Consider the following 25485-nt stretch of genomic DNA (forward strand, 5'->3'; position numbering starts at 1 on the left):
CGCGACTGAACAATTGAACAATCCGGTGGTTGACAATGAACAATAGTGAACAACACTCTACGGATGTTTTTACTGCGGGAAATTCTGAATCGCGCACGCCCTTGTAGCAGCTGGCGAAGCCTGCGTTCGGCGACGCAGTCGTCGTGATATCAGGTGTCGCGGTGTATCAGGAAGACCGCGTATACAGGTTTTACGACGACTGCGTCGCCGAACGCAGGCTTCGCCAGCTGCTACAGGATCGCGTTACTCATAACAAAAATAATAATGCTCAGAGATCGACTGCCATGGCCGCACCCGCCTTGCCGCTCTCCCACGACGCCATCATCCAGGACTCCTGGTCCCGTTGCCGCGCGTTCGGCCTCAATCATCAGAGCACCCCGGCGTTCGATCAGTTGCCGGCCGAGGGCATTGCGCAATTGCTGGAGAGCCAGCACTCACTGGTGCAAACCACTCACCAGGAAGTCCTGCCGTACTACGAGAACATCCTCAGCAACTCCAACTGCCTGATCATGCTCGCCGACAATCAGGGCCAGGTGCTGACGTCCTGGGGTACCCAGCGTTTTATCGAGCCGAACCTGACCCGCGGTTTCAGCGCCGGCGCCAGCTGGATGGAACGCTGCAGCGGCACCAACGCGATCGGCACCGCGCTGGCCTGCGAGCAGGCGGTGCACATCGAACACGATGAACATTTCCTCAAGGCCAATCGATTCATGACCGGTTCTGCCGCACCGATTTTCGATGCCGAACGCAAGGTCATCGCGGTGCTGGATGTGTCCAGCGACAGTTACCTGCCGCCGTCCCACACGCTTGGCATGGTCAAGATGATGAGTCAGACCGTGGAAAACCGGCTGATCCTCAACCTGTTCCATGGCCAGCATTTCCAGCTGACTTTCAACACCGGGCTGAACAACCTCGACAGCCAATGGGCCGGGCTGCTGATCTTTGATGAAACCGGTCAGGTGCTGTCCGCCAACCGCCGGGCCGACAATCTGCTGGGCATCAGCCTGTCGCGGGGCAGCGTCGAAAGCCTGTTCAAAGTCTCACTGCTGGAGTTGCTGAACCAACCGGATGGCCTGCCCTTCGCCTTGCAAACCTCGGGGCGCAACCGTTTTCAATGCCTGTTAAAACGGCCGAAACAAGTGCCCATTCAGCCGCGCGTCTTTGCCGAGCCGGTGGTGGCAGCGTCCGAAGCGATCAGCCTCAATACCCTGCATTTCGGTGACAGCCGCGTGGAAAAAGCCGTGCGCCAGGCAGAGCGGTTGCTGGAAAAAGACATTCCGTTGTTGATCCACGGCGAAACCGGGGTCGGCAAGGAAGTCTTCGTCAAAGCCCTGCATCAAGCCAGTTCCCGGAGCAAAAAGCCCTTCATTGCCGTCAACTGTGCAGCGATCCCCGCCGAACTGGTGGAGTCTGAGCTGTTTGGCTACGAGAAAGGCGCGTTCACCGGTGCCAACCAGAAAGGCAGCATCGGGCTGATCCGCAAGGCCGACAAAGGCACCCTGTTCCTCGATGAAATCGGCGATATGCCGTTGCCGACTCAGGCTCGACTGCTGCGAGTGTTGCAGGAGCGTTGCGTGCAACCGGTGGGCAGCAGCGAGTTGTTCCCTGTGGATATACGGATTATTTCCGCGACCAACCGCTCATTGCGCGAACAGGTGCAGTTGGGGCGGTTTCGTGAGGATTTGTATTACCGGATTGGTGGTTTGACCCTGGAACTGCCGCCGTTAAGAGAACGCAGTGATAAAGAGGCCTTGTTCAAACGTCTGTGGGAACAGCACCGCGAACCGAGCCAGTGGGCCGGACTGAGCAGAGAGGTGCTGGAGTTGTTCAGCCGTCATCCGTGGCCGGGGAATCTAAGACAGGTCAGCAGCGTGATGCAGGTAGCCCTGGCCATGGCCGAGGAGCAGCCGGTGCGGCCGGAGCATTTGCCGGATGATTTTTTTGTTGATCTGGAGATGGAGCCGGTGGATTTACCGGAGCCGTTGGCGGTGGATTTGAATGATGCCGAGGATTTGAATCGGCAGTTGCAGGCGGCCGGGGGGAATATCTCCCATTTGGCCCGCAGGCTCGGGGTTAGCCGAAATACCCTTTATAAACGGTTGCGACAACTTGGAGATTGAGTGAGCCAGACTACCCTCACCCCAGCCCTCTCCCAGGGGGAGAGGGAGCCGACCGAGGTGTCTGGCGTCATACATCGACCTGAAAAACCGAGTCGATAATGGATTCACTACAAGACTTTCAGGTCGCAAAATATGCCGAACATCCCCCAATCAGTCCCCTCTCCTGGGGGAGAGGGTTAGGGTGAGGGGGGAATCTCAGGATGCCGCTGCACTCGCGGACAAACCATAAACAAAAACCCGCACAAGGCGGGATTTGTTTTATAGCAATTTCAGCAATCAGTCAGCCAGACGCCAGGTCGTCCCACCCTTCCCGTCTTCCAGCACCACGCCCATGGCGGTGAGCTGGTCGCGGATACGGTCGGATTCGGCCCAGTCTTTACCGGCACGAGCCGCCAGACGCGCGGCAATCAGCGCATCAACCTCAGCCGCATCAACCCGCCCTTCGGCACCGGCCTGCAGGAAGTCATCAGCTTCGAGCTGCAACACACCCAGCACGCTGGCCAATTCCTTCAAGCGCGCCGCCAGACCCGCCGCCGCATCGAGATCGCTCTCGCGCAGACGGTTGATCTCGCGAACCATCTCGAACAGCACCGCGCAGGCTTCCGGCGTGCCGAAGTCGTCGTTCATCACCTGAGTGAAACGCTCGACAAAAGCTTCGCCGCCAGCAGGTGCCACGCTCGGCAGGCCTTTCAACGCATGGTAGAAACGCTCGAGTGCGCCTTTGGCGTCCTTGAGGTTGTCTTCCGAATAGTTGATTGCGCTGCGGTAGTGGCTCGACACCAGCAGGTAACGCACGACTTCCGGGTGGTACTTTTCCAGCACGTCGCGAATGGTGAAGAAGTTGTTCAAGGACTTGGACATCTTCTCGCCATTGATGCGAATCATGCCGCAATGCATCCACGCGTTGGCGTAGGTCTTGCCGGTGGCCGCTTCACTCTGGGCGATTTCGTTTTCGTGGTGCGGGAACTCGAGGTCGCTGCCGCCGCCATGAATGTCGAAGGTCTCGCCGAGGCAGCAGGTGGACATCACCGAGCACTCGATGTGCCAGCCCGGCCGACCGTCGCCCCAAGGCGAAGGCCAGCTCGGTTCGCCCGGCTTGGCGCCTTTCCACAGCACGAAGTCCAGCGGGTCCTGCTTGGACTCGTCGACTTCGATCCGCGCACCGATGCGCAGGTCTTCGATTTTCTTGCGCGACAGCTTGCCGTAGCCCATGAACTTGGCGACGCGGTAGTACACGTCGCCATTGCCCGGGGCGTAGGCGTAGCCCTTGTCGATCAAGGTCTGGATCATGGTCTGCATGCCATCGATGTGATCGGTGGCCCGCGGTTCCATGTCCGGCTTGAGGATATTGAGGCGCGCCTCGTCCTCGTGCATCGCGGTGATCATGCGCTCGGTCAGCACGTCGAACGGCTCGCCGTTCTCCTTGGCCCGATTGATGATCTTGTCTTCAATGTCGGTGATATTGCGCACATAAGTCAGGTTGTAACCGCTGAACCGCAACCAGCGGGTCACCAGGTCGAACGCGACCATGCTGCGGCCATGGCCAATGTGGCAGTAGTCGTACACGGTCATCCCGCAGACGTACATGCGCACATTGTTGCCATCCAGCGGCTTGAAGACTTCTTTGCTCTTGGTGAGCGTGTTGTAGATCGTAAGCACTTTAGTTTCCTTGAATCACTGGCCCCACGAATCACGCAAGGTCACGGTACGGTTGAACACCGGATGACCGGGTTTCGAGTCCTTGATATCCGCGCAGAAGTATCCTTCGCGCTCGAACTGGAAACGGTCTTCCGGCTGTGCATTGCCAAGCGAAGGCTCGGCACGACAACCGGTGAGGACTTGCAGCGAGTCAGGGTTGATGTTGTCCAGGAAACTGGCGCTGTCTTCGGCCTTCTCAGGGTTGGCCGAGCGGAACAGGCGATCGTACAGACGTACTTCGCACTCGACGCTGGCCGCGGCCGGCACCCAGTGAACCACGCCTTTGACCTTGCGGCCTTCAGGGTTCTTGCCCAGGGTTTCCGGGTCGTACGAGCAACGCAGTTCGACGATGTTGCCATCGGCGTCCTTGATCGCTTCGTCGGCGCGAATCACGTAGCTGCCGCGCAGACGCACTTCGCCAGCAGGTTCCAGGCGTTTGTAGCCTTTTGGCGGCTCTTCCATGAAGTCTTCACGGTCGATGTAGATCTCACGGGCGAACGGCAGAACGCGCACGCCCATGTCTTCTTTCGGGTGGCACGCCAATTCGAGGTTTTCGACCTGACCTTCCGGGTAGTTGGTGATCACGACTTTCAGCGGACGCAGCACGCACATGGCGCGCGGGGCGCTGTGGTCGAGGTCGTCACGGATGCTGAATTCGAGCATGCCGAAGTCGACCACGCCGTCGGAGCGGTTGGTGCCGATCATTTCGCAGAAGTTGCGGATCGATTTCGGCGTGTAACCACGACGGCGGAAGCCGGACAGCGTGGACATGCGCGGGTCGTCCCAGCCATGAACGTGTTTTTCATCGACCAGTTGCTTGAGCTTGCGCTTGCTGGTGATCGTGTAGTTCAGGTTCAGACGGCTGAATTCGTACTGACGCGGCTGCGCCGGCACGGGCAGGTTCTCGAGGAACCACTCGTACAGCGGACGATGGCTTTCGAACTCCAGGGTGCAGATCGAGTGGGTGATGCCTTCGATGGCGTCCGACTGACCGTGGGTGAAGTCGTAGTTCGGGTAGATGCACCACTTGTCACCGGTCTGGTGGTGGTGAGCGTGACGGATGCGATACATGATCGGGTCGCGCAGGTTCATGTTCGGCGAGGCCATGTCGATCTTGGCCCGCAACACGCGTGCGCCGTCCTTGAATTCACCGGCCTTCATGCGGGCGAACCAGTCCAGGTTCTCTTCCACGGAACGATCGCGGAACGGGCTGTTCTTGCCCGGCTCGGTCAGGCTGCCACGGTATTCCTTGGCCTGTTCAGGGCTCAGGTCATCGACGTAGGCTTTGCCGGCCTTGATCAGCTCAACGGCCCAATCGTGCAACTGGTCGAAATACTGCGAGGCATAGCGCACTTCACCGGACCATTCGAAGCCCAGCCATTTGACGTCGCTTTCGATCGCGTCGATGTATTCCTGGTCTTCCTTGGCCGGGTTGGTGTCGTCGAAACGCAGGTGCGTGACGCCGCCAAATTCCTGGGCCAGGCCGAAGTTCACGCAAATCGACTTGGCGTGACCGATGTGCAGGTAGCCGTTGGGCTCAGGCGGGAAACGGGTGACGATCTGCGTGTGCTTACCCGAGTCCAGGTCCGCCTGGATGATCGGGCGCAGGAAATTGACCGGCACGGCAGGGCCGGTCTTGGAATTCGAGGTAGGGTCGACAGTGGGCTTGCTCATAGGATCCTTGAACGTACAAGTGCGCGGCCAGTTGGCCAAATCAAAGCGGCGGTTAAAACAAAGGGGCTTATCATAGCCGATGCCGTCAAGTCGCTGACAGAGCAGGCCCGAAAACGGCTGCATTTAATCGGATGCAAATGAAAAACAGCCTCGAAATTCGCGCCCGGCACGCTAAACTGCGCACCTTGGCCAAAATTGGCCGGACCGGTTGAGGGCTGCAAAGCCCCGAAACCCACGAATTCATTGAAAGAGTACCGATCATGACCCAAGTCAAACTGACCACCAACCATGGCGACATCGTCCTGGAACTGAACGCTGAAAAAGCCCCGATCACCGTGGCCAACTTCATCGAGTACGTCAAAGCCGGTCACTACGAAAACACTGTTTTCCACCGCGTCATCGGTAACTTCATGATCCAGGGCGGCGGTTTCGAGCCAGGCATGAAAGAAAAGAAAGACAAGCGCCCAAGCATCCAGAACGAAGCCGACAACGGCCTGCCGAACGAGAAGTACACCGTCGCCATGGCCCGCACCATGGAGCCGCATTCGGCTTCCGCCCAGTTCTTCATCAACGTGGCTGACAACAGCTTCCTGAACCACAGCGCCAAGACCACTCAGGGCTGGGGCTACGCGGTATTCGCCAAAGTCGTTGAAGGCACCGACGTAGTGGACAAGATCAAAGGTGTTTCCACCACCATGAAGTCCGGCCACCAGGACGTACCAGCAGAAGACGTGATCATCGAGAAAGCCGAGATCATTGAGTGATACTGCTGATTTCAGACTTGCATCTGGAAGAGGAGCGCCCGGACATCAGCCGGGCGTTTCTGGATTTGCTCGCCGGACGCGCCCGCTCGGCGAGTGCGTTGTACATCCTGGGCGACTTTTTCGAGGCGTGGATTGGCGACGATGCCATGACGCCGTTCCAGCGTTCCATCTGCCAGGCCCTGCGCGAACTCAGCGACAGCGGCACGGCCATTTTTCTGATGCACGGCAATCGCGACTTCATGCTCGGCCAGGCTTTTTGCAAACAGGCCGGCTGCACGTTGTTGAAAGACCCGAGTGTCGTGCAGTTTTACGGTGAGCCGGTGCTATTGATGCACGGCGACAGCCTCTGCACTCGCGACGAGGCTTATATGAAGCTGCGTCGCTATCTACGAAACCCAATCACCCTGTTCATCCTGCGGCACTTGCCATTGCGGACTCGCCATAAACTGGCGCGCAAACTGCGCAGTGAAAGCCGCGCGCAAACGCGGATGAAGGCCAATGACATTGTTGATGTCACGCCGGAAGAAGTGCCGCGGATCATGCAGGCCTTTGGCGTGAAAACGCTGATCCATGGGCATACCCATCGTCCGGCCATTCACAAGTTGCAGATTGGCGAGCAAGCGGCCAAGCGCATTGTGCTGGGGGATTGGGATCGTCAAGGGTGGGCGTTGCAGGTAGATGAAAGCGGGTTTGCGCTTGCCCCGTTCGACTTCGCCCCGCCGCCACAGCTTGCAGCACCCGCCATCTAATGCAGAACACAAAACCCCTGTGGGAGCGGGCTTGCTCGCGAAAGCGGTGTATCAGACACATCAATGCTGAATGACACTCCGCATTCGCGAGCAAGCCCGCTCCCACATTGATCGCATTTCTGATCAGTGACCGCTGGCGGCCGGGCCTGCTTTAGCGGCAAACGGCGGTTTCGCCAGCCATACCAGCACAATCAAGCCCATGAATGCCCACCCCAGCAACGTGAAGTAATCCACGGTGGAGAGCATGTACGCCTGACTGGTCAGCACATGATCCAGTTGCGCATACGCCGGATTGCTCGCCCCGCCCAGGCTGTTCAGCGCCTCGCGGGTAGCCGGCTCATAGGTGCTGATGCTTTCGCTCATATAGGCGTGGTGTTGATCTGCCCGGCGAATCCAGATCCAGGTCGTCAGCGAGGCCGCAAAGCTACCACCCAAGGTCCGCAGGAACGTCGCCAGGCCCGCGCCGTCGGCGATCTGGCTCGGTGGCAGGTCCGACATCAGAATGCTCAAGGTCGGCATGAAAAACAGCGCCACGCCAATCCCCATGAACAGCTGCACCAGGGCGATGTGCTGGAAGTCCACTTCGTTGGTAAACCCGGCACGCATGAAGCAGCTCAGGCCAATTGCCAGGAACGCCAGACCTGCCAGCAGCCGCAGGTCGAATTTATGTGCGTATTTGCCGACAAACGGCGACATCAGCACTGGCAGAATCCCGATCGGCGCCACCGCCAGCCCCGCCCAGGTCGCCGTGTAACCCATCTGGGTTTGCAGCCATTGCGGCAGGATCAGGTTGATCCCGAAGAACCCGGCGTACCCCAACACCAGCACAATCGTGCCGATGCGGAAGTTGCGGTAAGCGAACAGCCGCAGATTGACCACCGGGTGTTTGTCGGTCATTTCCCAGATCACGAACACCGCCAGCGCTATCACTGAAATGGCCGCGCCGATGAGGATGAAGTTCGATTCGAACCAATCCAGGTCGTTACCTTTGTCGAGGATCACCTGCAACGCGCCGACGCCAATGATCAGGGTGATCAAACCGACGTAATCCATCGGCTGGTAGCTGGTTTCCACTGGCCGCGCCTTGAGTTGCTGGCGCACCACCATCACCGCGAAAACACCGATCGGCACGTTGATAAAGAAGATCCACGGCCAGCTATAGCTGTCGGTAATCCAGCCGCCGAGGATGGGGCCGGCAATCGGCGCCACCACTGTGACCATCGCCAGCAACGCCAGGGCCATGCCGCGCCTGGCGGGCGGATAGACGGCAATCAGCAACGTTTGAGTCATCGGGTACAACGGGCCTGCCACCAGACCTTGAAGCACCCGAAAGCCAATCAGCTCCGGCATCGAGGTCGAGATACCGCACAGAAACGAAGCCAGCACGAACAGAATCGTCGCCCAGAGAAACAGCTTCACCTCGCCAAACCGTCGGCTGAGCCAACCGGTCAGCGGCAGCGCGATGGCGTTGCTCACGGCGAACGAGGTAATCACCCAAGTGCCCTGCTCCGAACTCACGCCCAGGTTGCCGGAAATCGTCGGCAGCGCCACGTTGGCGATGGTGGTGTCGAGCACTTGCATGAAGGTCGCCAGCGACAAGCCGATGGTGCTGAGCAGCAGGCTGGGCGGCGTGAAAGACGCGTTATTGCTCATCGCGAATCCTTTGGAACTCGGCTGGCGCGGCGCCTTTCAATGGGCGCCGCTGAGGGATTGGCGAATCAGCGTTGAACGGTTTTGCTGACCGCAGCGCTGTTGTCGTGGATCAACTGAGTGATCATCGCGTCGGCCTCGGCCAACTGACGGTCATACACATTGGTGCTGAACGAGGCCTTTTGCGGCGGTTGTTGTGCCAGCACCGGGCCGCTTTGGTCACGCAGGTTCACATCGACCTGGGTCGACAGGCCGACCCGCAACGGGTGCTTGGCCAGTTCTTCGGCGTTGATGTGAATCCGCACCGGCACCCGCTGGACGATCTTGATCCAGTTACCGGTAGCGTTCTGCGCCGGCAACAAGGCAAACGCGCTGCCGGTACCGGCGCCGAGGCTGTCGATGGTGCCGCTGAACTTCACATCGCTGCCATAGAGGTCGGCTTCAATGTCTACCGGCTGCCCGATGCGCATGTCACGCAGCTGGGTTTCCTTGAAGTTGGCGTCAATCCACAGCTGATCCAGCGGAATGACCGCCATCAGCGCCGTGCCCGGCTGGACGCGTTGGCCCAGTTGCACGGAACGCTTGGCGACATAACCGGTGACCGGTGCGATCAAGGTGCTGCGGGAGTTGTTCAAGTAAGCCTGACGCAATTGCGCGGCAGCAGACATCACGTCCGGGTGCGACGACACCACGGTGTCATCGACCAGCGCGCTGGTGGTTTTCAGTTGCTGTTTGGCGTTGGCCAAGGCGTTTTGCGCCGAGGTCAGGTCGTCGCGAGCGTGGGACAGTTCTTCCTGGGAAATCGCGCCGCCAGCGGCGAGGTTTTTCCGGCGATTGAAGTTGTCCTGAGCCTTTTGCACTTCAGCCTGTTGGGCGTTGACCTGGGCTTTCATGCCGTCGACGTTGCTGTACAAACCGCGAACCTGACGCACGGTGCGGGCCAGATTGGCCTGGGCACTTTGCAGACCGACTTCGGCGTCGTTCGGGTCGAAGTTGATCAGCACTTGGCCTTCGTGAACCAGGTCGCCATCGTCGGCGCCAATGCTGACCACGGTACCAGTGACCAACGGAGTGATTTCCACCACGTTGCCGTTCACATAGGCGTCGTCGGTGCTTTCGTTCCAGCGCCCGTAGAATTCGTGATACCCCCAGACGCCGACACCGGCGAGGATCACCACGATCGCGAGCACTACCAGCATGACTTTGCGTTTGCGCGAATTGCTGGTGTCTTGAGTGTTGTCAGGGGATTGGGTTTTATCGGCAGTGGCCATGACGAATACCTTGAATTAGTTGTGCTGCGTGGCTGGGGTTGCGTTGGCTGCGGTCAGGGTCTCGCCCTGGAAGCCGCCGCCCAGCGCCTGCATCAGTTGGATCGACAGGTCGATCTGCTCGGCATTCAGGTTGGCCAGCTGACGCTGGGCCTGGAGCAATTGCTGCTCGATGCTGAGCACGTCCAGGTAATTCCCGATGCCGGAACCGTACCGCTGGACCACGGTGTTGTAAGAATCCTGGGCAATGTCGGTGGCGTGCTGCTGTGCACCGATCTGCCGGCCGATATCGCGCAACTGGTTGAGGGTGTCGCTGACATCACCCAGGGCTTTCACCAGGCTTTTGTTGTACTGCGCCACCGCGAGGTCGTAATCGGCGTCGCGGGAATCGAGGTCGGCGCGCAGGCGGCCACCGTCGAAAATCGGCACCGAAATCGTCGGCGCAATGTTGAAGAAACGACTGGCCGAACCGAACATCGCATCGCCCAGCAACGACTCGGCCCCGGCTGCGGCGCTCAGGTTGAGGTTGGGGTAAAACCGGGTTTTGCCGGCGTCGATGTTCTTGCTCGCCGCCTCGACCCGCCAACGGGCGGCCACCAGGTCTGGACGCCGACCGAGTAACTCGGCCGGCAGCACCGATGGCAACGCTACAGCGCTGGCCTGAAGGATCTTCGGCCGGGCGATTTCATTGCCGCGATCCGGGCCTTTACCGAGCAAGACGGCCAAGGCGATTTTCGCGCTTTGCAGGCGTTTTTCGGCGTCGATCAGGCTGGCTTCGGAGGTAGCTTCCAGACTTTCGGTTTGCTGGAACTGGTACTGACTGTCGATCCCCGAGCTCAGGCGACGCTGGCTCTGGTCGAGCATTTGCCTGGTGCGCTTGAGGTCTTCACTGGCCAGGTCATAGACGATGTGTGCCTGACCCAGATCGCTGTAGGCGCGAGCGACGTCGGCGGACAAGGTCAACTGAGCGGCCTGTTGATCGACTTCGGCAGCACGGGCCTGGCCCAGTGCGGCTTCCCAGGCATCACGCTGACCGCCCCAGAGGTCGAAGTTGTAATTGAAACTGGCGCCAAGGTTACGAACGGTGGAGTAAGTCCCGCCCTGCCCGCTCGGGTCCTGATCCCGGGCCAGACGCGAACGGCTGACGCCAGCGCTGGCATCGAGGGTCGGCATGCGTGCGGCATCCGCTGCATAAGCGGCGGCGTTGGCCTGGTGAGCGCGGGCGTCGGCGATTTGCATGTCGGGGCTGTCGTGCAGGGCTTCGCGGATCAGGCCATCGAGCTGTGGGTCGCCGAGGCTTTTCCACCAGTCGCTTTTCGGCCAGGCCGCGGGCGACAGGGTCACGCCGCTGAGGGATTGCCCGGCCTTGAGGTTTTTCGCCTCCAGGCTTTTGCCTTCGGTGGTCAGGCCGCTGTAGCTGGCACAACCGGCCAGGGTCATGGCCGCCAGCACCAGGCTCAGGCCGGCACGCAAGGTTTTACTGCTCATTTGTCACCTACCCGCAGCAGGGTGATCGAGTCACCGGCTGCCACCAAAATTTTCTTCAGGATCTGTTCGAGGGTCTGCAACTCCTCGGGGGTGATCGCGCCGGCCAGTTCATTCATGGCGTCGGCGCCGATCTCTGGCAGGCGGTCAGTCAACTGCTGGCCTTGCTCGGTCAGCACCAGCTGAACCTGACGGCGATCCGCTTCGGAGCGTTGGCGGGCGAGGAAGCCTTTCTGTTCCAGACGGTCGAGCATGCGGGTCATCGATCCGCTATCCAGCGACAGGTGACGGCACAGCTCGGCCGGGGTATCGACGCCGAACTGGGCCATGATGATCAGCACTTTGAACTGCGCGGCGGTGATGCCGTGGGGTTCCATGTGCGTGTCGATGATCCGGTCCTTGAGCAGCGCGGCGCGCCCGAGCAGGAGGCCTAGATGGCAAGTGTGGAATTCGTCTGGGGTGAAATGTTTCATCTGACCACCAATTAGCTGCCTAGGCAGAGAATGTATGTCGAGATGTTACTGCCTAGGCAGCGAATGTCAACGTAATAGTTAGGTTGCTTTGTATTTGAGCGATAAATGGCGTTTCACAAATCCCCTGTGGCGAGGGGGTTTACCCCCGTTGGGCCGCGCAGCGGCCCCAAAACCTGCAACTTCATTCCTTCTGAAACCCTGCGAATCTAAAAGCGACGACTGCTGCGCAGCCGAACGGGGGTAAACCCCCTCGCCACAGGGGACCGCGCGGGAGTTTAGAAATCCCGCTTGTAGAAGATGTCCAGCGAACTGGCCACGCCGCCCGCCGCTTCGAGGTAGACCTTCTTGCTCAGTTTGTAACGCAAGGCGATGGTGTTGGCCGGCTCGAACACGCCAACGCCATAACGCAGGCTGAGCTTCTCGGAGATATTGCCGCTGGCCACCACGCTGGTGGCGTTGCCGCTGCCCTGGGTGTCGAGCTGGAAGTCCTGAATCCCCAGGTTCTTGGCCAAGCCGCTGGTCACCCCCGAACTGCCCATCAAGCCCAACCCAAGGGCCGCTTGGGCGAGCATGTTGTTGTCCTCACCGCTGCTGCTCAACGGACGTCCCAACACCAGATAGGACAACGCCTGTTCCTGGCTCATCGCCGGCTCGGAGAAAATCTGTGTGGTCGGCTGCTCGGCGCTGCCGCTCAGGCGAATGCCGGCGATCACGTCGTCGGTCTGGCGGATTGCTTCGATGTCCAGATACGGCTGGTCGATCGGGCCGGCAAACAGCAAACGTGCCCGGCGCACGGTCAATCGCTGACCGTAGGCACGGTATCGCCCATCGTTGAGCCAGAGCTCGCCGCGGGTGTCCATGTTGTCGCCGATGTGCACATGACCTTGCAGGTTGGCGGTCAGGCCAAACCCGGCGAAGCTGAGTTTGTCCTGACCGACCACCACATCGATGTCCATCGCCATGGCCATCGGTGGTTTGCCCTCTTCGGTCTGCTGACCGACGATCACCGTGTCATCGGACACCTTGATCGTCGATGGCGGCAACTCGCGCACGGTGATCTCGCCTTTCGGCACCAGCACTTTGCCGGTGATCGCCAGTTTGTCGTCCTTCACCGAAATCTTCAGGTCCGGCGCCACTTCCAGCTTGGCGTACGGCTCGACGGTGACGGGCAATTGCGTGCCTTTGAGCGCCAGATCAACCACCAACGCCTGACCCCAGGCGATGTTGCCGCTCAAGGTGCCCTGCCCGGTCTTGCCGCTTTTCCAGCCGCCGTTCAATTGCACGGTTTCGCCAGCGATCACGGCTTGAAGTTGCAGCGCTTCAAGGTCCATCGGCAGTTCAGGCCCGGAAATCTCGCCGTCGCTGAGCAACAGATTGCCGTTGACCTGCGGCGCCAGCAGCGTGCCTGCGAGCGTGCCGCTGCCATTCAAGCGCCCGGTCAGTTTCTCGACCATCGGCACAAACGGCCGCGCGACCGACAGGTCCAGTCCATTCAAACGGAAGGAGCCGGTCAGTGGCTTGTCCTTCGGCAACGGATTGATCTGCGCCTGGAGCATAAGCTCACCGAGCTTGCCGCCGACGAAGTTGAGGTCAGTGTCGATGCGCTTGGGCGTGAGTTTGCTGTTGAGTTTCAGGGTCTGGTACGGGAAGTCCAGCCACTGGTCCTTCTCCTTGATGCGCAACGTGCCGCCGCTGGCATCGACGCTGATCTGGCCGTTCGGGCCGCTGGCCGGCAGGTCCAGTTGCAGGTCGGCGTTGAGCCGGCCCTTCCAGGCGAAATCCTTGGGCAACCACTGCGCCAGGCTGTCGATCGGGAACTGTTTGAGGTGGTAACGCAGCTTCGGCTCAGGCATCAGGCGCTGATCCTCACCGCACAGGCTGGCTGGGCCGGACGCCCAGCAGTGGGCGCCAAAATTGATTTTGCCGTCCGCCAGCCGCTCCAACTTCGCCGGACCTTGCAGTTTCCAGTCCTGCCCTCCGGCCTGGATATCGCCGCTGGCCAGGCGCCCACGCCAATTGCCTTGGTCCAGATTGCCGTCGAGGCCGAGCGCGAGCTTCAGCTTCGGTCCTTGCAGGTCGAGGGTGAGTTTCTGGTTTTTGATATCGCCCTGGCCACTGGCGGTCAGCGTGCCCAGTGACGTCTCACCGGCCTGGATGCCGCTGCCCTTGAGGTCGATCTTCGCGCGCTGCGCGCTGTCGAGGGTGGCGTCCAGATTCAGGCTTTGCAGGCGATTGTCTTCGAAGGCCAGTTGCGTGCCTTGCAGCCCGAGCTTGCCTTGCGGGGCCTTGAGCGTCCCGGCGACATCGACGCGACCATTGAGCTGACCGCGCAGTTGCGGCCACAACTGAGCCAGGCGCGGCAGCTTGATGTCGATTTGGCCGGCAAGCTTCGGTTGCAGGTTGCCCTTGCCGTTGATGCTGTTGTCGCCCAGGCGAATTTGCAGCGCGCTGAGGTTCCATTGCTCGCCGCCGCCATCTGCTTTGGCCTGGATCACTGCCGGTTGGCCGCGCAGTTTGCCTTTCAGATCGAGGTCGGCGGTCAGGCTGAGTTTTTCATTCTTCATCTCGCCTTTACTGCGTAACGGTCCGGCCAGGGTGCCCGGCAACTCCGCGACCCAGTACGCCGGGTTGATTGCCGACAGGTCCAGCGCGGTGTCCCAGGCAATGCCATCGGCGAATTGCAGGTTCAGGTGCCCTTCGGCCTTGCCCTGCCCGGCTTCGAGTTGAATTTGTTGCAGGTAGATTTTCGTCAGGTCGCCGCTGAACGGGCTGGTCAGGCTGAACGCACCGGCCGGGCCGTCGAGTGCGGCTTTGAAGCTGCCGAGGTATTTACCGTCGGTGTAGGAGACTTCACCGTTGAAACTGCGCAACGCCACTTCGGGCTCGTCGATCAGTGGATAAAGGCTGTGCCACGGGAAATCCAGCCAGTCGATTTTGGCATCAAAGCTCAGGCCTTTGCTCCAGTCGAGGTTGCCAGTCAGTTTCAGGCTTTGCTTGTCGTTGGTTGTAAGGTCCAACCCGGCGATCTGAGCGCCGTTGGCGTCGACCTTGCCTTGCAGCAACAACGCGACGGGTCCTTTTTCGCCAGGCAACGTGGCTTTGCCAAGCAACCGGTAACCGTTTTTCAGGTCGCCGTCGCCGGTGAGTTCCAGTTGGTTGAGTTGCAAGGTGTCCGGCAGATCAGCGCCAGGCTTGAAGCCGTCGGCGGTGATTCGCACCTTGGCCGGCAGGTTTTCCGCCAGCGGCTGCAGTTCACCGGTCAATTGCCCGTTGAGGTAACCACTGCTGTCGGCTTTCAGGTTGAGGGTTTTCAGCAGATCGCCGTCGACCTTCAGCGCCAGCGTCCAAGGCCCGGTGCCGGGGGCTGGCAGGGTCAGTTTGCCTTCGGCCTGGAGCGGCCAGTTACCGCTGGGTTGCAGCAGGCCTGAAAGATTCAGGCTCAGGTCATCCCTTTGCAAATAAACAGAATCGATCTGCAAACCGTTGGCTGTCCAGTGCGCCGCCAGTTGCAGGCCCTTGAGTTCTTCGCTGCCGTTGAACATCAGGCTGCCGACCTGGACATCGCCCAGCTCGATAGCCAAGGGCAACTTCAGATCCGGGAGACTGATCGGCCCGCTGCTTTCTTCTTCTGTGCCTGGTGGGAATTGCAGGCTGATTTGATCGGCTTTCAATTGCTCGATGCACAGGGTCATGCGCGTCAGGCACAACGGTGACCAGGCGAAAATCACCTTGTTCAGCTCAACCCGACTGCTGTCCTGCTGCCACAGCACATGGTCGGCACTCCACTGTCCGCCCAAACGACCCTGGAAATTCTCGACGGTCAAACCTGGCGCAAACCCCAGCGCCCAGCGACTGCCCGTTGCCGTGCCCAGCACCGTGGCCACGGTCAGGACGACCAGCATCAGCAGCGCCAGAATCGCCAGCAGCGTTATTTTCAAACCACGCTTCACAGCTCAGGCCCCATGGAAAAGTGCAATCGAATCCCGCCGTCGTCGTCCATCGCATGGGCCAGGTCGAGGCGTATCGGCCCCACCGGAGAAACCCAGCGCACGCCGATACCGACACCGGTCTTGAGGTCCGGCAGTTCGAGGGTATTGAAGGAGTTGCCCTGATCGATGAAGGTCGCGACCCGCCATTTTTCGGCGATGGAGTACTGATACTCGACGCTGCCGGCAACCATGTAGCGGCCACCGATGCGGTCGCCCTCGGAGTTCTCCGGGGACAGGCTCTGGTAGTCGTAGCCGCGCACGCTCTGATCGCCACCGGCGAAGAAGCGCAGCGATGGCGGTACCGATTTGTAGCCGTTGGTGGCGCTGCCGCCGACCTGCACCCGACCGAGGAAGCGGTGTTTATCGAAGACCGTGGTCAAGCCTTTCACCAGCGCGGTGCCGTAAATCAGGTTGGTGTCGGAGCCCAAACCTTCCTTGGCCACTTTGGTCTCGAATCCCAGGCGATAGCCGTTGTGCGGGTCGATGCGGTTGTCACTTTTAAGGTAGGAATAGCTGACGCCAGGCATCAGCAATGTGCTGAGCCCCGAGTCGTCGCCGAGCCTGTATTCCTCGCGCTGCCACTTGAGTGACAACACCCGCTGCCAACCACTGGGCAACTTGCTGTGCCACTCGGGGCCGATGGTCAGCAGTTTGCTCAGGGAGTCCTTGTCGGCAATTTCTTCGTTCTGATAGCCGCCAGCGAACCGCAGTTTGTCGGTCAGCGGCGGGTCCAGTGGAATGTCGTAGAACACACCGACGTTTTGCCGGGGCGCCGAAACTTCGGTCTCCCAGCCATAGCTGTGCCCCTGAGGGTTGACCCAGTGGCGGGTCCAGTTGGCCTTGATCCGTGGGCCGACGTCGGTGGAATAACCCAACCCCAGACCCATGGTCCGTGGTTTACGGGTTTCGAGTTTGACGTCCACCGGAATCACGTTGTTCTTGGACGCCGTGGGCGCCGCATCCACTCGCACGCTTTCGAAATAGCCGCTCGATTGCATAGCCTGATTGAGTTCGGCGATCAGTTCGGAGTCATAAGGCGCGCCCGCCTTGAAGGGCACCATGCGCCGCAGCAGGTCTTCGTCGAACGGCGTGTCACCTTCGAAACTGACCTTGCCCAGTGAATAACGCGGGCCGCTGTTGTAGATCAGTTCGATGTCGGCAACGCCGGCTCGCGGGTCGACCGACAATTTCTGGCTGCTGAAGTAACCGCTGAAAAAACCATAGCGCGAGGCCTGATTCTGAATCAGGCGCTTGGCGTCTTCGTAATGGCCATGGTTGAGCGCGGCGCCGGTTTTCAGCGCATTGCTTTTGGGTACACGGAAGGATTTGAGGGAGGCGGCCGGGCCGTCGATGCGAATAGTGACGTTGCGCAAATGCACCGGCTCGCCGGGATCGATGTTCAGCACCAGGCGAGGCGTCTTGCCGCCCTTCACATCCGAGTCGATCTGCGGCTGGTAATAACCCAAGGCCTGGGCGGCCTTGCGTGCCTGTTCTTCGGCGCCGCGACTGAAGCGCAGTAAGGCTTCTTCGTCACGATCGCCGAGGCTGCCGATATAGCCCTCTATATTGGCTTTCAGTTCATCGTTGGACGGTTTGATCCGCACATCCAATTCACTTTGCGCCAGCGCCGCGCAGCTGGAAATCAGCATCAGCACGCCGCTGGTCATTCTTCCTGGAAACTTCATAGGCGCGGATGCTATCACGAGCTTGGGAGCGTGATAGAGCCTGGCGTGGCGTGAAAGTTCTACCTTTATGCCGTTGCTGTTTGTAACACCTGCGGATTGGCGTGGAAAAACACGTGTTCGCGAATTGGTCCTACGGCGACCTCACCGATTTCCTCATAACCCTGGCGTTTATAGAACTCCAGATAACGAGGATTCCCGGTATCGAGGATTACGCCCTCGGAGTGTTCATCCACCGCGCACCAGTTGTGCACCGCTTGCAGCAATTGTTCGCCAAAGTGTTGGCCCTGAAATTGCGGATGAACCCCCAGCAACGGCAGCAGGTGCACCGAATCGGACGGCACGCAAGCCATCACGGCATCGTGATACTCGAGATAGCGTCGGGTGCAGCGAAACCCGGTGCTGAGCACCATGCGCAGGCGCCAGGCCCAACTCTCAGTGATGCCAAGGCGACGTTGCGGCGGCGCGATCAGCGCGATGCCGATCAACCGGTCGTTGACCAGCAGGCCGATGGCCGGCAAGTCCTGAAGAAAATGTTGTTTGACCAGCTCGCGCACGGTGGCACGAACCCGCTGTTCATAACCGGGACGCTCCGCTTCGAACAGGTAGCCGAACGTCGGCTCATGCCGGTAAGCCTGGTACAACAGCGAACGTGCTTCGCGGGAATAGCCGTTGTCGAGCATGTGAATATCGGCGATGACGGTCGAGGTTTCGGGCATGACGGTAGATCTCCCCTGGGCGAGGCTCAAAAAGGCCTCGTTCTTATTGGTACGAGCCTTGCGCAGTCGCGATCGTTCCCACGCCCCCAGACATTAGCAGCGCATTTGGACTACTGCCACGCTGGCCCCGATCCTACATGTCAGCTAGCATCGCCCTTTTGCCAGGACTGCCGACCATGAAGATCGTCTCCTTCAACATCAACGGGCTGCGCGCTCGCCCCCATCAGCTGGCGGCGCTGATCGAAAAGCATCAGCCAGATGTGATCGGACTGCAGGAAACCAAGGTACACGACGACCAATTCCCGCTGGCCGAGGTTCAGGCGCTGGGTTATCACGTGTATTTCCACGGTCAAAAAGGTCACTACGGCGTCGCCCTGCTCTCGCGTCAGGAACCTATCGCGCTGCACAAAGGTTTCGCCACCGATGAAGAAGACGCTCAGCGTCGCTTCATCTGGGGCACATTCGCCGATGCCAATGGCGTGCCGGTGACCATCATGAACGGCTATTTCCCACAGGGCGAAAGCCGCGATCACCCGACCAAGTTCCCGGCCAAGGAACGCTTCTACAGCGATCTGCAGCAATTACTGGAAAGCCAGTTCAGCAACGATCAGCCGGTGGTGGTGATGGGCGACGTGAACATTTCCCCGGAAGACTGCGACATCGGTATCGGCCCGGACAACATGAAACGCTGGCTGAAAACCGGTAAATGCAGCTTTTTGCCGGAAGAACGCGAGTGGATGGCCCGCTTGAAGAACTGGGGCCTGGTGGACAGCTTCCGTCACTTGAACCCGGAGGTGGCCGACCGTTTCAGCTGGTTCGATTACCGTAGCCGCGGTTTTGAGGATGAGCCCAAGCGTGGGCTGCGGATTGACTTGATCATGGCGTCCCACGGGTTGTTGCCACGTGTGAAGGATGCGGGGGTGGATTACGAACTGCGCGGGATGGAAAAGCCGTCGGATCACGCGCCGATCTGGCTTGAACTGAGCTGATCCCCACAAGAACTACACAAATCCAATGTGGGAGCGGGCTTGCTCGCGAAGGCGTCGCATCAGTCGACATCAATGGTGAATGATAAACCGCCTTCGCGAGCAAGCCCGCTCCCACATTGAGTAACTGTCATCTTTCAGAAACCTTACTGACTTATTCTCCCGGCACTTCCTTTGGCTTATAAGGTGCCGGCATGACGCTGCGCGTGTTGTTCCTGTTGATGCTGTGCGCCTGGCTGCCGCTGACGGCTTCGGCTGGCGCTTTGCCGACGCCCGAGTCTGGTCCGGTGCTGCGCATCCAGGGCTCCAACACCATTGGCGCGGCATTGGGCCCGGCGCTGGTTGAGGGGTTGATGCGCGAACAGGGCCTGCTGAAGATTCACAGCGAAGCCCCGGACAAAGCCAACGAACTGCGCGTGATCGGCGAAACCGTTCAAGGCCGCCGAGTCGCGGTGGACATTGCGGCCCACGGTTCCAGCACCGGTTTCACCGCCCTGAAAACCGCCACCGCCGACCTCGCCGCCTCTTCGCGCCCGATCAAGGACAGCGAACGGACAGACCTTGCACGCCTGGGCGACTTTAAAAGCCCCGGCGCCGAGCAGGTCATTGCCATCGATGGCCTGGCGATCATTCTTCATCCGCAAAATCCGTTGAGTGAACTGAACACCGAACAACTGGCGCGAATCTTCAGCGGCGAGGCAAAAACCTGGGAAGAACTCGGCGGCACCGGTGGGACGATTCATCTCTATGCGCGGGATGACCAATCGGGCACCTATGACACGTTCAAGGAACTGGTCCTCAGCCGTCGTGGGAAAACGCTGAGCAGCGCGGCGAAACGGTTCGAATCCAGCGAGCAATTGTCCGACGCGGTCAGCCTCGACCCGCAAGGTATCGGCTTCATCGGCCTGCCTTACGTGCGTCAGGCCAAAGCCGTGGCGATTGCTGACGGCCAATCCCAAGCCATGTTGCCGCTCAACAGTCTGATTGCCACGGAAGACTATCCGCTGTCGCGCCGGCTGTTCTTTTACCTGCCGCCCAATGGGAAAAATCCCTGGGCCGAAGCTCTGGTGGCGTTCGCCCAAAGCAGCAAGGGTCAGGCGATTGTCGCGGCCAATGGCTTTATAGCTCAGACCATCCAGGCCATGACCGTCACACCGAATGCACTGATGCCGGAGGGTTATCAGGCGCTCAGCCGTCACGCCCAGCGACTAACGGTGAATTTCCGTTTCGAAGAAGGCAGTGCGACGCTGGACAACAAGGCCCGGCAGGACCTTTGGCGGGTGCTCGACTATATAAAGCAGCGTGACAAGACCAATCGGCAGGTGACGCTGGTGGGGTTTGGCGACGCCAAAAGTGATCCGGCGCGCGCCGATCTGCTGTCGAAACTGCGCGCCATGGCGGTGCGGCGCGAACTGGTGAAAAGCGGCGTGGTGTTTCGCGAGATTCGTGGTTTTGGCGCCGAGATGCCAGTGGCGGCCAATAGCGCGGATGAGGGGCGAATCAAGAATCGGCGGGTTGAGGTTTGGGTGTATTGACGGTGTGTGTGTAGCAGCTGTCGAGCTTGCGAGGCTGCGTTCGGCTGCGCAGCAGTCGTGAAATCAGGCGATGCGGTGTTTCAGGGAGACCGCACATACAGGTTTTACGACTGCTGCGCAGCCGAACGCAGCCTCGCAGGCTCGACAGCTGCTACACGGAGGAGATCAGCCCAGCAATTTCTCAAGCTGCGCCGTGGTGTCCACCGCGCCCATGGTCTTGGCGGCATCCAGCGCAGAGACGCCATTGGCATCCTTGGCTTTCGGGTCGGCGCCTTTGCTGATCAGGTAGTCGACGATTTCGACGCGATTGAACATCGCCGCCATCATCAGCGCAGTGCGACCGTCGAAGGACGAACCCTCCACTTGCGCGCCGCCTTCAACCAGTGCCTTGACCACCGCCAGGTCACCTTTGAACGCCGCGCCGGCAATCGGGCTCTGGCCGTTGTCGTTGCGGATTTCCGGATCGGCCTTGTGCTCGAGCAGCACTTTTACGGTATCCACATGGCCGTGGTAAGCGGCCAGCATCAGCAAGGTGTCGCCCTTGTGGTTACGCAGGTTCGGCGGCAGGCCCTTGGTCAACAGCGCAGCCATCATGGCCGCATCGCCCTCGCGCGCCTTGTTGAATACCTGTTCGGCAAATTCAGCGGCTTCTTCGGGGGACATCTGGCGGCTTTGGTCTGACATTGGGCACTCCACGTTCGGTTATTCGCAAAGCCGACAGTTTCCCGAGCAGCCCCGAGGCTGTCACTTCTTTTTTCTCATGGACGGCCATAGCCACATTCAATAACGCTGCATTCAATAACGAAAAGCGCCGCCGTGAATATCCGCCAGCAACTGCGGAGTGACCTGCACGTAAGTCTGGGTCCCCGGCAGCCAGGCGTAGATCGGATCATCGCCGGTTTTGCCGGGGTCGAAGGCTTCGTCCTTGAGGCGAGTCTTCTGGTACTTGAAGGTGCCGGTGGTCTCCATTTTCACCTTCACCCGCAGGAATAACGGCACCGCATAGGCGGGCATTTGCTCTCGGGCAAAAGCCAGCAGCTCACTGAAATCCAGGGTCGCCAGGGACTCGGCTGGCGTAATCGCCGCCATCCCCGCACGCCCGTTGGTGTTGCGGATTTCCACGCCGTAGGCCACGGCTTCGGAAATATTCGGGTGTTGCAAAAGGATGTTCTCGACCTCGGTGGTCGAGACGTTTTCACCCTTCCAGCGGAAAGTATCCCCCAGCCGGTCAACAAACTGCGCGTGACCGAAACCGATGTTGCGCAGCAGGTCACCGGTATTGAAATAACGGTCGCCCTTCTCGAACACGTCGTGCAGCACAACCTTTTCGGTCTTCTGCGGATCGGTGTAGCCGTCGAGCGGCGCCTTGTCGTCGATCTTCGCCAGCAACAAACCCTGCTCGCCTTTGGCGACTTTGCGCATGAAGCCCTGGGCATCCCGAATCGGCGCGCCGCTGTCGTGGTCGTACGCCGCCAACTCCCATGACATCAGGGAAAAACCGACGGTGTTATCAAAGTTGAGGATGTTGGTGAAACCGATGTTGCCGTCGCTGGCGGCGTACAGCTCACAGATGTGGTTCACCCCGAATCGCGTCTTGAACTCGCCCCACGCGCCGGGGCGCAGGCCATTGCCGATCATCTTCGTCACACGGTGCTTGCTGTCGTCGGCGCTGGGCGGTTGATCCACGAGGTAGCGGCACAATTCGCCGACATAACCGAGGGTGGTCGCGCGGTACCTGCGCACGTCGTTCCAGAATTGACTGGCGCTGAACTTGCGGCGAATGGCAAAGCCCGAGGCGCCACTGATCGCCGAGCCCCAGCACACGCACAGCCCGGTGGCGTGATAGAGCGGCAAAGTGCAATAGACGACATCCTCCGGGCGCATATCCAAGGCGATCTGCCCGAAGCTTGCGGAGCTGCGCATCCAGCGGCCGTGTTTGAACACCCCCGCCTTGGGCAAGCCGGTGGTGCCCGAGGTGTAGATATAGAAACAAGGGTCGTCGAAAAAAACCTGCTGACTGCTGGCGGGGTTGGCGCTGGAGCTGTCGGCACTGGTGGTCATCAGGTTGATGAACCCGTCGGGCGCAATGCCCGGATGGCTGAAGGTGTCTTGATCAGCGACGAACCAGGTGCGCGCCGCCTCGATCGACACCCGTTCGCGGACCGCCGAAAACGCCGGCATCAGCTCTTCTCCGACAATGATTGCCGCGGGTGCCACCAGGTTCAGGCTGTGAGCCAGTGTATCGCGGGTCTGCGACGTATTGAGCAAGGCACTGATCGCGCCGACCTTGGCCACCGCCAGAATCGTCACCAGCAGTTCCGGGCGATTCTCGATAAAGACCGCCACCACATCGCCCTTGCGAATGCCTTGGGCAATCAGATGATGGGCAATGCGATTCGCCCACTGGTTGACCTGAAAATACGTCAGCGCTACCTCGCCCTGCAGCAATGCCTGGCCGTCGGGATTGCGCAACGTCGCTTGCTCGAAGCTCCAGCCCAGGCCACACGGTTGGGTCGGGTCCTTGACGTTGGCGGCTTTCATACCTTTCACCACTCTGGGAATGGCTTTGGCAATGGAAGGCAGCTTGCGGAGCATCATGCCCCAGGTAATCGTGTCGTTCGGCGTGCGGCTCATGGTTGCTCCCGGTCGATCTTTTTATTGTTCGGGCGGCGTTGATTGAGGCCGAAAATACGTCAGCGGTTCCTGAGCTGTACACGCGGTTTTTGAAATGATTTGTATCCACGTCTGCGGCATTCGAAATCGTGAGCTTGCGCCGGGCAAATGGTTCCATCGAATCGACGTCGACCACGCAAAATGCAGGATGCACGATGGCCATTCATGCAGATTGCACGAAAGTGCAAAAGCACTTAAAAACTAACTAATTGATATGTAAGGACTTTTAAAAAATCAGGTGCTGGCACAATCACTGCAACTACCTCTGCATGCTTGCCATTCAAGAGCTAACGGAGCTGATAGACATGAACCTGATCCAAGAAAAATTTTCGTCCCTGTTCTCCAACTTCGAAGTGACCACCCAGCCACGTCCGGACGGCGGCATTCTGCTGACCTTGAGCAGCACCGACGGCAAAGTCTTCAAACGCTCGATTTCCTACCAGCAATTGCATGCTGGCGATCAGCTGTCCTGGGTGATCAGTGCCATTCGCCGTGACATCGCCGAACAGGCCAGCGAACTGCCGCAGATTTCCATGCTGCAAAGCCAGCAGCGGTTTGCCCTGCCGACGTATCACTCGGTGTAAACCGTTCCAGAGCTGTAAACAAACAGGCCGTGAAAGCTTTCGCTTCACGGCCTGAGTTGTTTCTGGAATCACGCAGTTCCCTGTGGGAGCGGGCTTGCTCGCGAAAGCGGTGTGCCATTCAACATTGACGCTGTCTGACACACCGCTTTCGCGAGCAAGCCCGCTCCCACAGGTTATGTGCCTTGATCTTAAAAAGTAGCAGGATCGATCCACGCAAAACTGTCGACGGTCACATGCCCCGCCAGCTGCCCACCCTCTCGGGCCAGCCCGCACGTAGCCATTCCCGCCGCGCGCGCCGCGTCCAGTTCCTCGACGATGTCGGACAGAAACAGGATCTGCGAAGCGTCCAGGCCAATGGCCTGGATAATGCGCTCGTAGGACTTCGATTCACGCTTGGGCCCCGAGGTGGTGTCGAAATAGCCACTGAACAGTGGTGACAGATCCCCCGCTTCCGAGCAGCCAAAGATCAGCTTTTGCGCCTGAATCGAACCGGACGAATAAACAAACAGTTTGAAGCCGTCCTGATGCCAGCGTTTGAGCGCTTCAACGGCGTCCGGGTAAATGTGGCCTTTCAACTCTCCGGCCTGATAGCCCTGCTCCCAGACCATGCCTTGCAACGCTTTCAGCGGCGTGGCTTTGCGGTCTTCGGCGATCCAGTGCAGAAGAATGTCGATCACCCGCTCGACGTCGGCGTTCGGCTCGTTGGTATCCCGGCGAACGGCGTCCAGTTGCTCGGCCACATCGGCGCGCGCGGCGTGCTGGCGAACAAAATCCGGCAAGTGTTTGGCCGCGTAGGGAAACAGCACGTCGAACACAAAACTCACCGCGCTCGTTGTGCCTTCGATGTCGGTGAGAATCGCGTTGATCGGCATCGCCTCAGCCCTCAAGACGCGGGAAGCGACTGGCGATGTTGTCGCCGGTGAAATTGGCGACCCAGCCTTCAGGATTGTTGAACAGACGGATCGCGACGAAATGCGGATGCTCGCCCATGTCGAACCAGTGCGGGGTGCCGGCCGGTACCGAGATCAGGTCGTTTTTCTCACAAAGCACGGCGTAGACGTAATCGTCGATGTGCAGGGTGAACAAGCCACGGCCGGCGACGAAAAATCGTACTTCGTCTTCGCCATGGCGATGTTCGTCGAGAAACTTGGCGCGCAATTCGGCTTTTTGCGGGTGATCGCTGTTCAGGCTGATGACATCGACGGTGATGTAACCGCGTTCAGTCATCAGCTTGTCGATTTGCTCCTGATACGCGGCGATCACTTCTTCCTGACTGGCGCCAGGCTGGATTTTCGCCGCGGCTTGCCAGCGGTCGAAACGCACGCCCTGCTCGGCCAGGGTCGAGGCGATGTCTTCGAAATGTGTCAGCACCTTGTTTGGCAAATCAGGGCTTGAGACGTGGTAAACGGACAGGCTGCTCATCAGGGCAACTCCTT

At 59.7% G+C, this 25485-nt stretch carries 19 protein-coding genes; 6 read left to right on the forward strand and 13 right to left on the reverse strand.

What is annotated here, in order from left to right:
- Positions 1–284: 284 nt before the first annotated feature.
- A complete protein-coding gene (locus tag ACSQ87_RS21570; RefSeq protein ID WP_436274341.1) occupies positions 285–2120 on the forward strand; it encodes a sigma-54-dependent Fis family transcriptional regulator in 1836 nt (611 codons plus the stop codon).
- A 276-nt stretch (positions 2121–2396) separates the two neighbouring features.
- Here ACSQ87_RS21570 and cysS read toward each other — a convergent pair whose 3' ends face one another.
- Positions 2397–3779: a cysteine--tRNA ligase gene (gene cysS, locus ACSQ87_RS21575; RefSeq protein ID WP_223432578.1), complete on the reverse strand. Its 1383-nt coding sequence runs from the start codon at positions 3777–3779 to the stop codon at positions 2397–2399.
- Between the two features lie 15 nt (positions 3780–3794).
- On the reverse strand, positions 3795–5492 hold the full coding sequence (locus tag ACSQ87_RS21580; RefSeq protein ID WP_095129097.1) for a glutamine--tRNA ligase/YqeY domain fusion protein: 1698 nt from the start codon (positions 5490–5492) through the stop codon (positions 3795–3797).
- A gap of 260 nt (positions 5493–5752) precedes the next feature.
- On the opposite strand from ACSQ87_RS21580, the gene ACSQ87_RS21585 reads away from it, so the two are divergent.
- Both ACSQ87_RS21585 and lpxH read left to right on the forward strand, forming a co-directional pair.
- Entirely contained in the window at positions 5753–6256 is a 504-nt protein-coding gene (locus tag ACSQ87_RS21585) for a peptidylprolyl isomerase (RefSeq protein ID WP_008146076.1), read from the forward strand.
- The gene (lpxH, locus tag ACSQ87_RS21590; protein WP_436274342.1) at positions 6253–7005 is read left to right on the forward strand and encodes a UDP-2,3-diacylglucosamine diphosphatase; all 753 of its coding nucleotides are present in this window, start codon (positions 6253–6255) and stop codon (positions 7003–7005) included. Before ACSQ87_RS21585 ends, lpxH begins: the two co-directional genes overlap by 4 nt.
- Positions 7006–7128: 123 nt before the next feature.
- Here the strand turns inward: lpxH and ACSQ87_RS21595 are convergent, their stop codons facing one another.
- From ACSQ87_RS21595 to ACSQ87_RS21625, 7 genes are all read right to left on the reverse strand, one after another.
- Positions 7129–8658 (reverse strand): DHA2 family efflux MFS transporter permease subunit, encoded by a 1530-nt coding sequence (locus tag ACSQ87_RS21595; protein WP_095128971.1) that lies wholly within the window; start codon positions 8656–8658, stop codon positions 7129–7131.
- A 65-nt stretch (positions 8659–8723) separates the two neighbouring features.
- Positions 8724–9926, reverse strand: coding sequence for an HlyD family secretion protein (locus tag ACSQ87_RS21600; protein WP_436274343.1), 1203 nt, complete (start codon positions 9924–9926; stop codon positions 8724–8726).
- 15 nt (positions 9927–9941) lie between these two features.
- Positions 9942–11411 (reverse strand): efflux transporter outer membrane subunit, encoded by a 1470-nt coding sequence (locus ACSQ87_RS21605; protein WP_436274344.1) that lies wholly within the window; start codon positions 11409–11411, stop codon positions 9942–9944.
- Positions 11408–11881: a MarR family winged helix-turn-helix transcriptional regulator gene (locus ACSQ87_RS21610; RefSeq protein ID WP_008146086.1), complete on the reverse strand. Its 474-nt coding sequence runs from the start codon at positions 11879–11881 to the stop codon at positions 11408–11410. The genes ACSQ87_RS21605 and ACSQ87_RS21610 overlap by 4 nt, the downstream gene beginning before the upstream one ends.
- 275 nt (positions 11882–12156) lie before the next feature.
- The gene (locus tag ACSQ87_RS21615) at positions 12157–15831 is read right to left on the reverse strand and encodes a translocation/assembly module TamB domain-containing protein (RefSeq protein WP_436274345.1); all 3675 of its coding nucleotides are present in this window, start codon (positions 15829–15831) and stop codon (positions 12157–12159) included.
- Positions 15828–17555 carry an autotransporter assembly complex protein TamA gene (locus ACSQ87_RS21620; protein WP_436274346.1) on the reverse strand — a complete coding sequence of 576 codons (1728 nt, stop codon included), beginning with the start codon at positions 17553–17555 and terminating at the stop codon, positions 15828–15830. Before ACSQ87_RS21620 ends, ACSQ87_RS21615 begins: the two co-directional genes overlap by 4 nt.
- A gap of 65 nt (positions 17556–17620) precedes the next feature.
- Positions 17621–18271 carry a GNAT family N-acetyltransferase gene (locus ACSQ87_RS21625; RefSeq protein WP_223432571.1) on the reverse strand — a complete coding sequence of 217 codons (651 nt, stop codon included), beginning with the start codon at positions 18269–18271 and terminating at the stop codon, positions 17621–17623.
- A 176-nt stretch (positions 18272–18447) separates the two neighbouring features.
- Between ACSQ87_RS21625 and xthA the strand changes: the two genes are divergently transcribed.
- Positions 18448–19260 carry an exodeoxyribonuclease III gene (xthA, locus tag ACSQ87_RS21630; RefSeq protein WP_095128964.1) on the forward strand — a complete coding sequence of 271 codons (813 nt, stop codon included), beginning with the start codon at positions 18448–18450 and terminating at the stop codon, positions 19258–19260.
- A gap of 191 nt (positions 19261–19451) precedes the next feature.
- Entirely contained in the window at positions 19452–20792 is a 1341-nt protein-coding gene (locus tag ACSQ87_RS21635; RefSeq protein WP_436274347.1) for a substrate-binding domain-containing protein, read from the forward strand.
- A 165-nt stretch (positions 20793–20957) separates the two neighbouring features.
- On the opposite strand, the gene ACSQ87_RS21640 is transcribed toward ACSQ87_RS21635, so the two are convergent.
- The gene (locus ACSQ87_RS21640) at positions 20958–21476 is read right to left on the reverse strand and encodes an ankyrin repeat domain-containing protein (protein WP_223432569.1); all 519 of its coding nucleotides are present in this window, start codon (positions 21474–21476) and stop codon (positions 20958–20960) included.
- A gap of 111 nt (positions 21477–21587) precedes the next feature.
- A complete protein-coding gene (locus tag ACSQ87_RS21645; protein WP_436274348.1) occupies positions 21588–23426 on the reverse strand; it encodes a long-chain-acyl-CoA synthetase in 1839 nt (612 codons plus the stop codon).
- A gap of 344 nt (positions 23427–23770) precedes the next feature.
- Here ACSQ87_RS21645 and ACSQ87_RS21650 point away from each other — a divergent pair, with 344 nt between their 5' ends.
- On the forward strand, positions 23771–24049 hold the full coding sequence (locus tag ACSQ87_RS21650; RefSeq protein WP_008146103.1) for a DUF3509 domain-containing protein: 279 nt from the start codon (positions 23771–23773) through the stop codon (positions 24047–24049).
- A gap of 188 nt (positions 24050–24237) precedes the next feature.
- On the opposite strand, the gene mtnC is transcribed toward ACSQ87_RS21650, so the two are convergent.
- Together mtnC and ACSQ87_RS21660 are read right to left on the reverse strand one after the other, a co-directional pair.
- Positions 24238–24921 carry an acireductone synthase gene (mtnC, locus tag ACSQ87_RS21655; RefSeq protein WP_436274349.1) on the reverse strand — a complete coding sequence of 228 codons (684 nt, stop codon included), beginning with the start codon at positions 24919–24921 and terminating at the stop codon, positions 24238–24240.
- A gap of 4 nt (positions 24922–24925) precedes the next feature.
- Positions 24926–25471 (reverse strand): 1,2-dihydroxy-3-keto-5-methylthiopentene dioxygenase, encoded by a 546-nt coding sequence (locus ACSQ87_RS21660; RefSeq protein WP_436274350.1) that lies wholly within the window; start codon positions 25469–25471, stop codon positions 24926–24928.
- Between the last annotated feature and the right edge of the window lie 14 nt (positions 25472–25485).

This window comes from Pseudomonas sp. LjRoot277 (genome assembly GCF_964253845.1).
In the GTDB taxonomy this organism is placed as follows: domain Bacteria; phylum Pseudomonadota; class Gammaproteobacteria; order Pseudomonadales; family Pseudomonadaceae; genus Aquipseudomonas.

What these genes read in the sequence shown, in the direction of transcription:
- ACSQ87_RS21660 (WP_436274350.1), bottom strand. Translation starts at nt 25,471, where the DNA reads ATGAGCAGCCTGTCCGTTTACCACGTCTCAAGCCCTGATTTGCCAAAC.
- ACSQ87_RS21600 (WP_436274343.1), bottom strand. Translation starts at nt 9,926, where the DNA reads ATGGCCACTGCCGATAAAACCCAATCCCCTGACAACACTCAAGACACC.
- ACSQ87_RS21595 (WP_095128971.1), bottom strand. Translation starts at nt 8,658, where the DNA reads ATGAGCAATAACGCGTCTTTCACGCCGCCCAGCCTGCTGCTCAGCACC.
- ACSQ87_RS21580 (WP_095129097.1), bottom strand. Translation starts at nt 5,492, where the DNA reads ATGAGCAAGCCCACTGTCGACCCTACCTCGAATTCCAAGACCGGCCCT.
- ACSQ87_RS21625 (WP_223432571.1), bottom strand. Translation starts at nt 18,271, where the DNA reads ATGCCCGAAACCTCGACCGTCATCGCCGATATTCACATGCTCGACAAC.
- ACSQ87_RS21620 (WP_436274346.1), bottom strand. Translation starts at nt 17,555, where the DNA reads ATGAAGTTTCCAGGAAGAATGACCAGCGGCGTGCTGATGCTGATTTCC.
- ACSQ87_RS21610 (WP_008146086.1), bottom strand. Translation starts at nt 11,881, where the DNA reads ATGAAACATTTCACCCCAGACGAATTCCACACTTGCCATCTAGGCCTC.
- xthA (WP_095128964.1), top strand. Translation starts at nt 18,448, where the DNA reads ATGAAGATCGTCTCCTTCAACATCAACGGGCTGCGCGCTCGCCCCCAT.
- ACSQ87_RS21635 (WP_436274347.1), top strand. Translation starts at nt 19,452, where the DNA reads ATGACGCTGCGCGTGTTGTTCCTGTTGATGCTGTGCGCCTGGCTGCCG.
- ACSQ87_RS21645 (WP_436274348.1), bottom strand. Translation starts at nt 23,426, where the DNA reads ATGAGCCGCACGCCGAACGACACGATTACCTGGGGCATGATGCTCCGC.
- ACSQ87_RS21640 (WP_223432569.1), bottom strand. Translation starts at nt 21,476, where the DNA reads ATGTCAGACCAAAGCCGCCAGATGTCCCCCGAAGAAGCCGCTGAATTT.
- ACSQ87_RS21650 (WP_008146103.1), top strand. Translation starts at nt 23,771, where the DNA reads ATGAACCTGATCCAAGAAAAATTTTCGTCCCTGTTCTCCAACTTCGAA.
- ACSQ87_RS21605 (WP_436274344.1), bottom strand. Translation starts at nt 11,411, where the DNA reads ATGAGCAGTAAAACCTTGCGTGCCGGCCTGAGCCTGGTGCTGGCGGCC.
- ACSQ87_RS21585 (WP_008146076.1), top strand. Translation starts at nt 5,753, where the DNA reads ATGACCCAAGTCAAACTGACCACCAACCATGGCGACATCGTCCTGGAA.
- ACSQ87_RS21570 (WP_436274341.1), top strand. Translation starts at nt 285, where the DNA reads ATGGCCGCACCCGCCTTGCCGCTCTCCCACGACGCCATCATCCAGGAC.
- mtnC (WP_436274349.1), bottom strand. Translation starts at nt 24,921, where the DNA reads ATGCCGATCAACGCGATTCTCACCGACATCGAAGGCACAACGAGCGCG.